The sequence below is a fragment of the Micromonospora sp. NPDC050200 genome (genome assembly GCF_040656135.1).
Classification (GTDB): domain Bacteria; phylum Actinomycetota; class Actinomycetes; order Mycobacteriales; family Micromonosporaceae; genus Micromonospora.
The window spans coordinates 33,988-47,651 of sequence record NZ_JBFALG010000050.1 but is presented as its reverse complement, the minus strand read 5'-3'; the positions used below and the strand labels follow the sequence as shown (position 1 = coordinate 47,651).

Genomic DNA, 13,664 nt, shown 5'->3' with positions numbered 1-13,664 from the left:
AGCCCCCACTCCACCGCCCACGCCCCCGGGGGCGCGCGGCCCCCCCACACAACCCCCCCCGCCGACCCGGCTCCGCCGGTCAGGAGCTGTCCTCGGGAAGGTGCAGCAGCGGGGCGCGACCCGGGGGTTGCTCGGGGGCCGGGCCCGGCGGGTCGGGGGTCGGCACCGGGAGGGTGACCGGCAGCGAACTGGTCACGTTGATCTTCTCGCCGTGGTGGCGCAGCTCCATCACCGCGTCCGGCCCGCCGTTGTGCAGCGAGTACGTGGCCTGGTGCGGCCGGACGTCCACCCGCAGCCGTACGGAGCGCCACTGCAACGAGAACTCCAGCCGGCTGAGTCGGCTGGACAGGCGCGGCGAGAACGAGAGCGTCCCGTCATGGTCGCGCATCCCGCCGAAGCCCGCGACCAGCGCGATCCACGCGCCCGCCAGCGAGGCCATGTGCACGCCGTCGCGGGTGTTCTCGTTGAGGTCGTGCAGGTCCATCAGGGCGGCCTCGCGCAGGTAGCGGTGGGCCAGCTCGGGATGCCCCACCTCGGCCGCCATCACGGCCTGGGTACAGGCCGACAGCGAGGAGTCCCGGACGGTACGCCGCTCGTAGTAGAGGAAGTTGCGCAACTTCTGCGCGGCGGTGAAGGCGTCGCCCCGCCAGTGCATGGCCAGCACCAGGTCGGCCTGCTTGACCACCTGCTTGCGGTACAGGTCGAAGTACGGGTAGTGCAGCAGCAGCGGGTACTTCTCCGGCGGGGTGTGCTCGAAGTCCCACTCCTGCAACCGGGTGAAGCCCTCCACCTGCTGGTGGACGTCGAGCTCCTCGTCGTACGGGACGTGCATGGCGTTCGCCGCGTCCCGCCACTCCGCCGCCTCCTCCTCGGTCACGCCGAGGTGGAGCGCCTCGTCCCGAAAGCGCATCGCGCAGTCCGCGGCGGTGAGCAGGTTCCGCTGCGCCATCAGGTTGGTGTAGATGTTGTCGTTCTTGACCGCGGTGTACTCGTCCGGCCCGGTCACCCCGTCGACGTGGAACTGGCCGTTGCGGTCGTGGTGGCCCAGCGAGCGCCAGAGCCGAGCCGTCTCCACCAGCAGCTCCAGGCCGATCTCCCGTTCGAGCTGGTCGTCGCCGGTGACCAGCAGGTAGCGACGCAGCGCGTCGGCCACGCCGGCGGCGATGTGGAAGGCGGCGGTGCCGGCCGGCCAGTACGCCGAGGACTCCGGGCCCTCGATGGTCCGCCAGGGGAACGCCGCGCCCTTGAGGTTCAACGTCCGGGCCCGCTCGTGCGCCTGTTCCAGCGTCGAGTGCCGCCAGTACAGGGCGTCCCGGACGGCGGACGGCTGGGTGTAGGTGAGCACCGGCAGCACGAACATCTCGGTGTCCCAGAACGCGTGCCCGTCGTACCCGGGACCGGTCAGGCCCTTGGCCGAGATCGGTCGCCGCTCGGCCCGGGCGCCGGCCTGGAGGACGTGGAACAGCCCGAACCGGACCGCCTGCTGCACCTCCGGGTCGCCCTCGACCCGCACGTCGGCGGCGTCCCAGAACTCGTCGAGGTACTGCCGCTGCTCCCGGCGCAGGCTCTCCCAGCCGTCCAGCCGGGCCGCGGCCAGCGCCGCCCCGACCTGGTCGCGCAGCGCCGGCAGCGACCGCCGGCTCGACCAGCCGTACGTGAGGTACTTGACCACCCGCAGCGTCTCGCCGGGCTTGAGCACGCAACCGACGGTGGTGCGGACCCAGTCCTCGTAGCCCTCGGAGTCGACGGTGGCCTTCGCCGGGGCGTGCACGTCGTGGCCCATCTCGGCGGCCACCCGCAGGCCGCTGACCTTGGTGCGGTGGATGAGCAGCCCGCCGTCTTCGGTGGTCAGCTCCTCCTCGGCCTGCAACGGGGACTCCAGCACGGCGGCCACCCGCGGGTCGCGGCTCTGCGCCGGCAGGGTCTCGTTGGCGACCAGCTCGGACTGGAGGATGAGCCGCACCGGCCCGTGCACTGCCTCCACCTCGTAGTGGATCGCGGCGACCGCGCGGTGCGTGAAAGAGACCAGGCGGGTGCTGCGGACCTTGACCTCGCGGCCGGCCGGGGAGCGCCAGTGCAGCTCCCGGTGCAGGGTCCCGGCCCGCAGGTCGAGGATCCGCTCGTGGGCCAGCAGCTCGCCGTACCGGACGTCGAGCGGCTCGTCGTCGACCAGCAGCCGGATCAGCTTGCCGTTGGTGACGTTGACGATCGTCTGGCCCGACTCGGGGAAGCCGAAGCCGGCCTCCGCGTACGGCAGCGGGCGCAGCTCGTAGAAGGAGTTGAGGTAGGTGCCGGGCAGGCCGTGCGGCTCCCCCTCGTCCAGGTTGCCGCGCAGACCCACGTGCCCGTTGGAGAGCGCGAAGACCGACTCGGACTGGGCCAGCACGTCCATGTCGAGCCGGGTCTCCCGGATGTGCCAGGGCTCCACCGGATAGGCGCGTTCGCGGATCACGCCGCCACCCCCTTCAGCAGGTCGGAGAGGTCGGTGACCACGATGTCGGCGCCGTGGTCGCGCAACGCGTCGGCCTGGCCGACCCGGTCGACACCGACCACGTACCCGAAGCCGCCGGCCCGGCCGGCGGCCACTCCGGGGAGGGCGTCCTCGAAGACGGCGGCGTCGGCCGGATCGACCCCGAGCAGCTTCGCGCCGGCCAGGAAGGTGTCCGGGTGCGGCTTGCCACGCAACCCCTCGGCCCGCGCCACCAGGCCGTCGACCCGCGCCTCGAGCAGCGGTTCCAGGCCGGCGGCGGCGACCACGTCGCGACAGTTGGCGCTCGCCGAGACCACCGCGCGGCGCAGCCCGGCCGCGACGGCGGCCCGCAGGTACGCCACCGAGCCCGGGTAGACGTCGACACCGTCCCGGTGGATCCGCTCGAGCAGGACGACGTTCTTGCGGTTGCCGACCCCGTTGACCGTGTCCGCCTCGGGCGGGTCGTCGTGGCTGCCCTCCGGCAGCACCACGCCCCGGGAGGCGAGGAAGGTTCGGACCCCGTCGGCCCGGGGCCTGCCGTCCACGTACCGGTTGTAGTCCGACCCCGGGTCGAACGGCCGGAACGGCTCACCGGTGGCCGTCGCCCGCCGCGCCAGGAACGCGTCGAAGGTCTCCTTCCAGGCGGCATTGTGCACCCTGGCGGTCTGCGTCAGCACACCGTCCAGATCGAAGAGACAGGCGGACACATGAGCAGGTAGGCCCAGCACGGTACGAATCTATCCAGCGCACCGCCCGGACAAACCCGTTTCGGCAGGTGTCGGGGCGTCAGCGATTGGGGCGCAGCGTCCAGACCACGGTCATCGTGCCGGTGACGGTGCCGTCCTCGGTGCCGATCTCGACCTCGACGGGGAACTCCGGCCGCTGCCCGGCGTCGAGCTCGGCTACCACCTCGGCCGGCGTACGACCGAGTCGGGCGGTGGCCAGCACCGGCCCCATCGCCAGCTTCCGGTACGCGATGTCGGCCCGGACGGCGAGCGGCACCGCACGGTCGAGCAGGTGGCCGAAGGCGGCCATCACCACCGTCCCGGACGCGGTCTCGCCGAGGGTGAACATGGCTCCGGCGTGCGGGCCGCCGACGTGGTTGTGGGTGGCCGGCGTGTCGGGCAGCCGGACGACCGCCCGGACCCCGCCCTCGGCCTCCGGAGCGACCTCGACGAACTCGAAGCCGAGGGTACGGGCGAACGGCACGGCCTGGAGCATTCCGGCCGCCACCTGGCGCGAGTCGATGGACATGCCCCGACGTTACTAGTAGGTAACTTGCCCGGCAAGACGCGGACCGGCAGCTCCGGGGCAGCGGCCGCCCCACACCGCCCCTGCCGGCCCGCCAGGTGGCCACCCATGACCACGTCACGTCACGCGGCGTTACCGCGCGGGTGCCGGACAGCCTGGGAAGCGTCATGCCTGGCAGGCATAAATATGCCTGTCAGGCATGACGCTCCTGACGACACCAGCCGGTTGCACCGGGGCCACCCGCCGCCGCCAGGGGTCAGAAGAGGTTGCCGATGGTGCGCAGGATCTCCGCGTAGAAGTTGCCCTCGATGCTGCGGAACAGCGCGAAGTTCTCGCCCGGGCTGCCGACGAACGGGCGCAGGGTCCAGGCGAGCTGGGTGCCGACGAAACCGAAGAGCAGGATCCAGACGTACAGCAGGGTCATGCTCGCCGGCCGCTGCTCCGGCTCGCTGCGTCGCATCGGCGGGGTGGCCCACGGCCGAGCCGCTCCGGGGTGGCCCGGCGGGACCATCCCGGGCGGGAAAGCTGCCGTCACGGTGCCGTTCGCGCTCGCGGGCGCGGCCACGGCCACCGGCTCCGCGACCGCCTGGGCGGGCACCGCACCGACCGGCACCGGCTGGGCGGGGACGGCCGGCGCCGGGACCGCAGCCGGCGCGGCGACGGCGGCGGGCGGGGCGACGACGGCGGGCGGGGCGGTGACCGTCGGGGCGAGCAGGCCGTGCGCGTTGAGCACCTGCATCCCACCGGTGAGGAAGCGCAACCCCACCACCGCCGACAGCGTCAGGATCGCCACGTTCAGCAGCTTGAAGAAGCCGTAGTCCGGCGCGGTGATCAGGAAGAAGAGGCTGATCGGGGCGAACGCCACCGCCAGCATCGAGGTGACCGTGATCGCCACCATCACCAGGGCCAGCGACTGGCGTACCGACAGGCGGGCCCCGAAGACCAGGTTGAACAGGTAGAGCGTGGGCAGGCAGATGGCCAGGGTGATGAGGAAGAGCAGCGGCAGCTTCACCGCCGAGGTCAACGCCATCAGCACGCCGTGGAACGCGCCGAGCACCGCGCCGTAGCAGGCCAGGGCGACGGCGGAGCTGGCCAGCATCCGCCCGGTCAGCGCGTTCAGGTCGTCGTCGGCGACGATCTGCTGCCAGACGCCCTGCCGGTCACGCAGGATCCGCTCGATGACGAGCGGGCTCGGACGGTCACCCGACATTGTGGGCCCCTCTCTGGAGAAAAGTGCTCAGTGGACGAAGTCCGCTGACCGTAGGGCATCGGCCGGCCGCGCCGCAGCCCTGACGCCGCGCGGTTCAGCGCCAGCCGACGTCGATCCGGTCGCCGCGCTCGTCGAAGAAGTGCAGGGCGTCCATCCGTACGGCCACCGACATCGGGTGGCCGGCGGAGATCGCCGGGTACGGGGCGAGGCGTACCGCCAGCTCGGCGGGGCGGCGGTGATGGCGCCCCGGGTCGTTGAGCACACTGGTCCGGTTGCCGCCACCGGTCGGTGCGGAGATCGGCTCGACCTCGCCGGCGCGACCGGTGAGCCGCTGCATGGCCTGCCCGAACCGGCGCATTCCGCGCTGCCCGCCCGGGGTCTCGTCCGGTGCGGCGCCCATCTCGTCCACCACGATCGCGGTGGCGCCGATGTCGAGAAAGGCCAGCGACTCGTGCCCGTGGTGCTCCAGGTAGCGGACCCGGCCCCGGAGCACGTCGCCGGGGGTGTCCGGGGCGACCGGGGTCAGTGCCTCGGCCCGCATCCCGACCACGATCCGCTCGCCGTGGTAGTGCGCCACCGCCCGGCTGCGGATGTCGTCCCAGGGCAGATAGAGCGCCTGTTCGCCGAGGGTGAGGGTGACATACCGGTCGAGGTGGACGTAGACCGAGGCCTCCAGCAGGTTCATCCGGGGGCTACCCAGGAACGCCGCGACGTACAGGGTGGCCGGCCGGCCGTACACCTGGGTCGGCGTGCCCACGTCCTGGAGCACGCCCTTGCGCATGATGGCGACCCGGTCAGCCATGGTCAGCGCCTCGGCCTGGTCGTGCGTGACGTAGATGGTGGTGACGCCCAGCTCGCGGGTCAGCCCGGAGATCTCCGCGCGCAGCTCGGCGCGCAGGCCGGTGTCCAGGTTGGAGAGCGGCTCGTCCATCAGGAAGAGCCCCGGCCTGCGCACGATCGCCCGCCCCATGGCCACCCGCTGCCGCTGGCCGCCGGAGAGCTGGCTCGGCTTACGGCCGAGGACGTCCGCGATGCCGAGCGCGCCGGCAACGTCCTGCACCCGCTCGCCACGCGGGGCCGGCTCCACACCGGCGAGTCGCAGCGGGAAGGCGATGTTGTCGCCGACGGTCATGTGCGGGTAGAGCGCGAAGTCCTGGAAGACCATGGCGATCTTCCGCTCGCGGGGCGGCAGGTCGTTGGCGACCTCGCCGTCGAGCATCACGGCACCGGCGGTCGGGTCCTCCAGGCCCGCGACCATCCGCAGCACGGTGGACTTGCCGCAGCCTGACGGCCCGAGCAACACCATGAACTCGCCGTCGTTGACGTCCAGATTGACGCTGTCGACCGCGAGCGTTCCGTCCTGGAACACCTTGGTGACATCCTTGAGCGCGACGGTGGTCACCGTCTCCTCCCCCAGCTCGGCCAAACCCCGCTTGACTGTGACGAGGATCATGCGATCAGAGCATCGGCTGAACGTGCCATGTTCGGGTCATGACGGTCCTATTACCGGCGGCCGGTTACCGGCGGCCGGGTCGGCGAGACCCTGCGTCACCCCGGGTCGCCGAGGAAGACCCGGCGGACCACCCGCTCCGCGGCGTGCCCGTCGTCCAGCGTGCAGAACCGGTCCCGGAACCGTTGCCGCGCCCGCTCCGCCTCCGCCCCGGTCACCGCGCCGGAGCGGAAGAGCTCCAGCAGGTCGGCGAAGGTGAGGGCGACCGCGCCGGGCGGTGCGGCGGTCACGTCGAAGTAGACACCCCGGGAGAGCGTGTACGCCTCGCGGTCCGGCGCGTACACGACGATCGGGCGATCCAGGACGGCGTAGTCGAACATCGCTGACGAGTAGTCGGTGACCAGCACGTCCGCCGCGAGGTAGAGGTCCTCGACGCAGCCGTGGTCGCTGACGTCGACCACCCGTCCACGGGTACGCCAGCGGGTCCGGCTGTCCCGGTCCTGGAAGTAGTGGCTGCGGATCAGCAGCCGGCCGGACGGCCCCAGCACGTCGAGCAGCCGCTCCGGGTGGAACGGCGGGCGGTAGTGGGGCAGGTGCTCGCGGTGCGTCGGCGCGTAGAGCACCACCCGCTCGCCCGGGCTGACGCCGAGCCGGTCGCGGACCTCGCGGACCTCCTCGGCGGTGGCGGCGACCAGCCGGTCGTTGCGCGGGTAGCCGACCTCCAGGGTGGTGTACGACGCCGGGTAGGCCCGGTCCCACATCTGGGTGGAGAAGCTGTTCGAGGTGACGCTGTAGTCCCAGCGGTCCACCCGGCACAGCAGCCCGGCGAAGTCCATCCCGGCCGCGCCGAGCGGATAACGCTGCTGGTCCAACCCCATCACCTTCACCGGCGTGCCGTGGTGGGTCTGCACGTGCACCGAGCCGGGTCGCTTGCGGACGAAGTCGGGGAAGTTGACGTTGTTGACCAGCCACCGCGCCCGGGCCAGCGCCCGGTAGTACCCGCGGGTGCCGGCGACGACGTACTCGGTGCCGGGTGGCAGGGTGTCCACCCGGTCCCGCCCGACGATCCACACCCCCCGGACCTGCGGGGCCAGCCGGCGGGCGGCGGCGTGGATCGCGGCCGGGTTGCAGGCGTACCCCCGGTACCAGTAGGCGGCGTAGACGGCCAGCGCCGGGTCGATCGGCCGGCGCAGCTCGGCCCGGTAGTACTCGCGCAGCACCACGTCCCGGCTCAGCCGCGCGGTACGCCGGGCCACCGGCAGCGCCCGCCGGGTGGTGCTGCGGGCCGTCGCCCGGGCCTGGTTCACGGCGCGCAACGCGCTGAACGTCCGCCACCGTCCCGCCGCGACCAGCCGGTGCTTGAGTCCCTCCAGCCCGTCCGGGACGGGATGACCCTCGGGCGGCCGGAAGCGGCGGTGGTCGGCGGTCATCTGGGCGAAGAACGCCGGGCGCAGCGCGGGGGCGATCCGCTCGCCGTTGCCGAGCACGGCCAGGTGGTGCCAGACCATCCGCTCGAAGACCGCCGGCCGCAGCTCGGCCACCGCCGGGCCCCAGCGGTCCATCAGCTGGAACACCCGGTGCCACTGCGCGAAGACCTCGAAGTGCCGGTCCCCCCGGGTACGGGTGATCGCCCCGGTCCGCCGTTGCCGGTAGTTGACGCACACCCGGTCGAGCACCCCGATCCGCTCGGCGGCCAGCAGCACCGGGTAGCTGAAGGAGACGTCCTCGTACCAGCCGGGGGCGAAGCGGAGCCCGAGCTCGACCAGGAACTCCCGGCGGACCAGCCGGTTCCAGGCGGTGTGCAGCAGGTGCAAGGTCTCCGGCCGGTCCCGCAACCGGAAGGTGGCCTCGCCGGGCGGCTCCGGGAACACCTCCGGCAAGGCGCTGGGGGTGCCGGTGTCGTCCCAGTGCACCCGGACGTGGTCCACCACCAGCACGTCCGGGCGGGTGGCCCGCAGCCGGTCGGCGACCTCGGGCAGGCAGTCCGGGGCGAGCCAGTCGTCGCCGTCGACGAACCAGACGTACTCCCCGACGGCCCGGTCCAGCCCGGCGTTGCGGGCCGGACCGAGCCCGACGTTGCGGGGCAGCCGGAGCGCCCGGACCCGGGGGTCGCGGGCGGCGTACTCGTCGAGGATGTCGCCGCCGGCGTCCGGCGAGGCGTCGTCGACGCCGATCACCTCGAAGTCGCCGAAGGGCTGGCCGAGGATCGAGTCCAGACACTCGCGCAGGTAGCCCTGCACCCGGAAGGCCGGTACGACGAAGCTGATCAGGGTCATCCCGGCCGCCCCTCCGTCAGCCCGGCGAACCCCCTCGAACCGGGACGGCCCTCACCCGCGCGGCGCGGGCCGGCAGGACGACCCAGGCCAGGACGACACTCGCCACGAATACCACAAGAAGGTACGTACCGAGTGTAGCCAGACCGATACCCGCAATTCCGGCGATCGCCGCCAGTGCCAGCAGCACCGACCGCCCCTCCCAGCCCAGCGTCCAGCGGTGCAGCGGCGGGGCCGCCTGCCGCTTCTCCAGCCGGGCGGTCAGGTCGTAGTGGTGCAGGGTGAGCACGAGGACGTAGCCGAAGACCAGCCAGGCCGGCACGCCGCCGACCACCCCGACGGCGATGGCGAACAGGTACTCCCCGGCCCGCAGCGCGGCCGGCACCAGCCAGTCCAGCGGCCCGTTGTGCGCCGCCCCGGCACCCAGCCCGCCGACCAGCAGCACCACCAGCGCCACCGGCACCCACCAGCGCAGCCCGCCGCCGCCCGCCAGCAGCGCCGCGACCAGCAGCGCCGCCGGGCCCAGCGCCGCCAGCACCGCCAGGGTCAGCGGGCCCATCGGGCGGACCACCGGCAGCCGCGCGGTCAGCGGGCCGTCGTCGCGGTGCAGCGTGGCGTCGACCGTGTCCAGCACCGGCACCCACATCCAGCGCGCCCGCAGCGTGCGCAGCGCCCCGGTGTACGCGAACGCCAGCGTCCCCCAGACCAGCACCGCGACCAGGCTGACCAGCGGGTTGAACAGCGCCACGGTCAGCGCGATCAGCGCCCACCGCTCGCCGATCGGGAAGACCACCGTCCGCTTCAGCCAGTACGACACCGACCCGGTGTCCGCCTGCACGCGGGTCGAGGCGGCGTTCAGCCGGTCGCCGATGCCGCCGCCGCCCGCGCCGACGGACGTCTTCGGCCGGCGGGCCGCCTCGTCGTGCAGCACGCCGTACCAGGTGTCGGTCATGTGCCGAACGGTCTGCAGCGTCATCGCGGCGATCGCCAGGGCCCAGCCGTACCGGAAGCCCGCGTGCGTCGCCCCGTAGCCGAGGCCGGCATACACCAGGTACTCCTTCGCCCGGTCGGCCATGGTGTCCAGCCAGCCGCCCCAGGCACTGAAGTGCCGGGTGTAACGGGCCAGCTGGCCGTCCACGCAGTCGAGCATGAAGCCGAGGTAGAGCAGGACCGCCCCGGTGACCAGCGCGGGCCGGCCCCCGACGCCGAACAGCACCGCCGCGGCGACCGCGAAGAGCACCGACAGCATGGTCACGCCGGTCGGGCCGAGCCCGACCCGGGCCGCGGCCTTCGTCACGTACGGCGACCAGGTGCTGACGAAGTAGGTGGTGAAGAAGTCGTCCCGCTCCTTGACCGAGAGCCGCAGCTCGGCCCGGTCCTCGTCCACCCCCGCCAGCGCCGCCTCGGCGGCGTGCAGCCCGGCGGCGTCGCCGACCCGGTGCGCCACGAGCAGGCGTACCCGGTGGGCGAAGGTCAGCGTGCCGAGCGCGGTGAGCGCGGCGAAGAGGCCGTCCACGGCGGGCCCGGCCACGGGCCGACCGGCGGCGGCCCGGGCGGCGGCCGCGAGGGCCGGCAGGTCCTCGACGCCGACCCGCAGCGCGCCGCCGAAGACGCCGGTGGCGTCCGCCGGCTCCGGACCGGCCTCGACCACCTGGCCGCGCTCCTCGCGCACGGCCGCCCGGCCGGGCACCGGCGGGTCGGTGAGCACCAGGGCCACCGTCGGTCCGACCGGGCTGGTCGCCAGGTGCCGCAGTACGGCGGTGTGCGCGACCAGGTCGGCCCCGCTGACGATCACGGGGCCGGTGGCGGCGCCCACCAGGGCGGCCAGCTCGTCCAGGTCGGCGGCGGCGCGGACCTCGTCCGCCCCGGCCCGGCGCCACTGGGCGGCCAGCCGGTCGGCGAGCGTCTCCCCGGTGCCGGTGGGCAGGCCCGCGGCCGGCGCACCGGCGGCGAGCACGATCGCGAGCGTCACCGCGGGACCGCGGCGTGGTACGCGTCGAGCGCCTCGGCGACCGTGCCGTCCACGGTCAGCCGCCCACCGTCGAGGTAGAGCCCCCGACCGCAGAACCGGGTCAGGTCCTTCTCGTTGTGTGACACCAGCACCAAGGTGCGCCCCTCCGCGAGCAGTCGGTCGATCGTCGAATAGCACTTCTTGCGGAACTCCGCGTCGCCCACCGCGGTGACCTCGTCCATCAGCAGGATCGGGTGCGGCAGGTGGGAGATGATCGCGAACCCGAGCCGGACCTTCATCCCGGACGAGTAGTGCCGGACCGAGGTGTCGATGGCGCGTTCCACCTGCTCGCCGGCGAAGGAGACGATGTCGTCGAAGTGCCGCTTCAGGTACGCCGACGACAGCCCGTGCAGGCCGCCGACGAGGTAGAGGTTCTCCCGGCCGGTGAGGTCGTTGGAGAAGCCGGCGGAGAGTTCCAGCAGCGGCGCGACGTCGCCCCGCACCCGGATCCGCCCCTCGTCGGGGATGAGCACCCCGGCGATCAGCCGCAGCAGGGTGCTCTTGCCGGTGCCGTTGCGCCCGATCACCCCGACCGTCTCGCCGGGCTGGACGGTGAAGGAGACGTCGCGCAGCGGCCAGAACTGCCCGGACGCGGCGGCCCGCCCGCCCCGGTGGATGAACAGCTCGCGCAGCCGCAACTGCCGCCGGCGGTTGCGGACGAACCGGATGCCGAGCCCTTCGGCCTCGATGATCGGCGCCACCTCACAGCTCCTTGAGCACGGCGGGTTCGAGCCGACGGAACGCCCACCAGCCGACGAGCAGCACCAGCAGGCTGCCGGCGACCGTGGTGGCCAGCAGCCGGGCGTCGGGGAACTCGTCCGGATACCAGATCGCGTGCTGGAGCTGGAAGATGCCGACCAGCGGGTTGAGCTCGTAGGCGACCTTCACCCAGCCCGGCATCCGGGACTCCCGGACCAGGCTCAGCGGATAGATGATCGGCGTGGCGTAGAAGAGCACCCGGATGATCAGCCGCATGAAGCGCTCGACGTCGCGCATCAGCACGTTGACCGCCGAGAGCAGCAGCGAGAGCCCGATCAGCAGGGTCGCCTGCACCAGCACGGCGAGCGGCAGGGCGAGCAGGGACCAGCCGGGGTGGATCTTCCCGTGCGCCGCGTACCCGGCGGCGACGGCGAAGAGGATGGGCAGGCCGGCGGCGTACTCGGCGAACCGGCCGGTGACCCGGCCGATCGGGAAGACCTGCCGGGGCACGTTCATCGTGGTGATCAGGCGGGACTGGCCGGTCAGCGCGTTGGTCGCCTCGCTCAGCGCGGAACTGGTCCACATCCAGGCGAAGATGCCGGTGATCAGGAAGAGCGGGTACGACTCGGCGGCCTGCCCGAGATGCCGGTTGGTGTCGCCGGAGTAGAGCACGCCGAAGACGAAGAAGTAGATCGCCCCCATGCCGAGCGGCTCGATCAGCGACCAGAAGTAGCCGAGCACGGACTGCTGGTACTTCACCGCGAGGTCCCGCTTGACCAGGATCCGCAGCGAGTTGCGGTGCGACCACAACGTCGCGACGCCAGCGGTCACCGTCGCCTCCCGCCTCCCCGGACGGACGACAGGTTAGCAGTCGGTGAACGAACGCCCCTCAGCACTCGATCACGTTGACGGCCAGGCCGCCGCGCGCCGTCTCCTTGTACTTGACCTTCATGTCGGCGCCCGTCTCCCGCATGGTCTTGATGACCTTGTCCAGCGAGACGGCGTGCACCCCGTCCCCACGCAGCGCCAACCGGGCGGCGGTGATCGCCTTGATGCTAGCCACCGCGTTCCGCTCGATGCACGGGATCTGCACCAGCCCCCCGACCGGGTCGCAGGTCAGCCCGAGGTTGTGCTCCATGCCGATCTCGGCGGCATTCTCCACCTGCGCCGGCGTGCCGCCGAGCGCCTCGGCCAGCCCGGCGGCGGCCATCGAGCAGGCCGACCCGACCTCGCCCTGGCAGCCGACCTCGGCGCCGGAGATCGAGGCGTTCTCCTTGAACAGCACCCCGATGGCGCCGGCGGCCAGCAGGAAGCGGACCACGCCGTCGGAGTCCGCGCCCGGCACGAACCGGGTGTAGTAGTGCAGCACCGCCGGGATGATGCCGGCCGCGCCGTTGGTGGGGGCGGTCACCACCCGGCCGCCGGCCGCGTTCTCCTCGTTGACCGCGAGGGCGAACAGCGTCACCCAGTCCATCGCGCGCAGCGGGTCGGTGGAGTCGACCTCCGCCGCCAGGCTCCGGTGCAACTCCGCCGCCCGGCGGCGGACCTTCAGCCCGCCCGGGAGGACACCGTCGCGCTCGCAGCCGCGCTCGACGCACTCCCGCATCACCCGCCAGATCTCCAGCAGGCCGGCCCGCACGTCGGCCTCGCTGCGCCAGGACAGCTCGTTGGCCAGCATCACCCCACTGATCGACAGCCCGGTCGCGGCGGTCACGTCGAGCAGTTCGGCCCCGGTGTAGAAGGGGTGCCGCACCCGGGTGGAGTCCGGCTTGATCCGGTCCGCCCCGGCGGCCGCCTCGTCCACCACGAACCCACCACCGACGGAGTAGTAGGTGCGGACCCGGACCTGGATGCCGGCCGAGTCGTAGGCCGCGAAGGTCATCCCGTTCGGGTGGTACGGCAGCGACCGGCGGCGGTGCAGCACCAGGTCACGGTCCGGGTCGAAGTCGATCTCCTGCGCGCCGAGCAGGCTCAGCCGCCGGTCGGCGCGGATCCCGGCGACCCGGGGGCCGACGGTGTCGGTGTCGACCGTCTCCGGCGCCTCACCCTCCAGCCCGAGCAGCACGGCCCGGTCGCTGCCGTGGCCGTGCCCGGTGGCGCCGAGCGACCCGAACAGCTCGGCCCGGACCCGGGTGACGTCGGCGAGCAGCCCGTCGGCCTTCAGCCCGGCGACGAACGTCCGGGCGGCCCGCATGGGGCCCACGGTGTGCGAGCTGGACGGCCCGATGCCGACGCTGAAGAGGTCGAAAACACTGATCATGGCTGCACTTTCCTCGCCGTCGTCCCCGGTGGTGCGGGGC

10 protein-coding genes are annotated in these 13,664 nt (G+C 72.8%); all 10 read right to left on the bottom strand.

Annotation, left to right across the window (positions count from 1 at the left end):
- Window positions 1-79: 79 nt before the first annotated feature.
- The 10 genes from AB0I41_RS26635 to AB0I41_RS26590 all read right to left on the bottom strand — a co-directional run bounded on the left by AB0I41_RS26635 (window position 80) and on the right by AB0I41_RS26590 (window position 13,624).
- Window positions 80-2,452, bottom strand: a complete 2,373-nt coding sequence (locus AB0I41_RS26635; RefSeq protein WP_357112898.1) for a glycoside hydrolase family 65 protein — start codon at window positions 2,450-2,452, stop codon at window positions 80-82.
- On the bottom strand, window positions 2,449-3,198 hold the full coding sequence (locus tag AB0I41_RS26630; protein WP_357112896.1) for a beta-phosphoglucomutase family hydrolase: 750 nt from the start codon (window positions 3,196-3,198) through the stop codon (window positions 2,449-2,451). Before AB0I41_RS26630 ends, AB0I41_RS26635 begins: the two co-directional genes overlap by 4 nt.
- A 58-nt stretch (window positions 3,199-3,256) precedes the next feature.
- Window positions 3,257-3,724, bottom strand: coding sequence for a DUF4442 domain-containing protein (locus AB0I41_RS26625; protein ID WP_238451264.1), 468 nt, complete (start codon window positions 3,722-3,724; stop codon window positions 3,257-3,259).
- Between the two features lie 253 nt (window positions 3,725-3,977).
- Window positions 3,978-4,931 (bottom strand): hypothetical protein, encoded by a 954-nt coding sequence (locus AB0I41_RS26620; protein WP_357112893.1) that lies wholly within the window; start codon window positions 4,929-4,931, stop codon window positions 3,978-3,980.
- A gap of 94 nt (window positions 4,932-5,025) precedes the next feature.
- Complete coding sequence (locus tag AB0I41_RS26615) at window positions 5,026-6,384, bottom strand: ABC transporter ATP-binding protein (protein ID WP_357112890.1); 1,359 nt, start codon at window positions 6,382-6,384, stop codon at window positions 5,026-5,028.
- Window positions 6,385-6,479: 95 nt separating this feature from the next.
- Window positions 6,480-8,657 (bottom strand): bifunctional glycosyltransferase family 2 protein/CDP-glycerol:glycerophosphate glycerophosphotransferase, encoded by a 2,178-nt coding sequence (locus AB0I41_RS26610; RefSeq protein ID WP_357112888.1) that lies wholly within the window; start codon window positions 8,655-8,657, stop codon window positions 6,480-6,482.
- A gap of 16 nt (window positions 8,658-8,673) precedes the next feature.
- Complete coding sequence (locus tag AB0I41_RS26605; RefSeq protein ID WP_357112904.1) at window positions 8,674-10,581, bottom strand: DUF5941 domain-containing protein; 1,908 nt, start codon at window positions 10,579-10,581, stop codon at window positions 8,674-8,676.
- Window positions 10,582-10,622: 41 nt separating this feature from the next.
- Window positions 10,623-11,366, bottom strand: coding sequence for an ABC transporter ATP-binding protein (locus AB0I41_RS26600; protein ID WP_357112885.1), 744 nt, complete (start codon window positions 11,364-11,366; stop codon window positions 10,623-10,625).
- Between the two features lies 1 nt (window position 11,367).
- Window positions 11,368-12,195: an ABC transporter permease gene (locus tag AB0I41_RS26595; protein ID WP_357112883.1), complete on the bottom strand. Its 828-nt coding sequence runs from the start codon at window positions 12,193-12,195 to the stop codon at window positions 11,368-11,370.
- 58 nt (window positions 12,196-12,253) lie between these two features.
- Window positions 12,254-13,624, bottom strand: a complete 1,371-nt coding sequence (locus AB0I41_RS26590; RefSeq protein WP_357112880.1) for an L-serine ammonia-lyase — start codon at window positions 13,622-13,624, stop codon at window positions 12,254-12,256.
- Window positions 13,625-13,664 lie beyond the last annotated feature (40 nt).

Bases quoted from the DNA above. Each gene is read 5' to 3' on its own strand.
- AB0I41_RS26610 (WP_357112888.1), bottom strand. From the start codon at position 8,657: ATGACCCTGATCAGCTTCGTCGTACCGGCCTTCCGGGTGCAGGGCTAC.
- AB0I41_RS26590 (WP_357112880.1), bottom strand. From the start codon at position 13,624: ATGATCAGTGTTTTCGACCTCTTCAGCGTCGGCATCGGGCCGTCCAGC.
- AB0I41_RS26620 (WP_357112893.1), bottom strand. From the start codon at position 4,931: ATGTCGGGTGACCGTCCGAGCCCGCTCGTCATCGAGCGGATCCTGCGT.
- AB0I41_RS26615 (WP_357112890.1), bottom strand. From the start codon at position 6,384: ATGATCCTCGTCACAGTCAAGCGGGGTTTGGCCGAGCTGGGGGAGGAG.
- AB0I41_RS26625 (WP_238451264.1), bottom strand. From the start codon at position 3,724: ATGTCCATCGACTCGCGCCAGGTGGCGGCCGGAATGCTCCAGGCCGTG.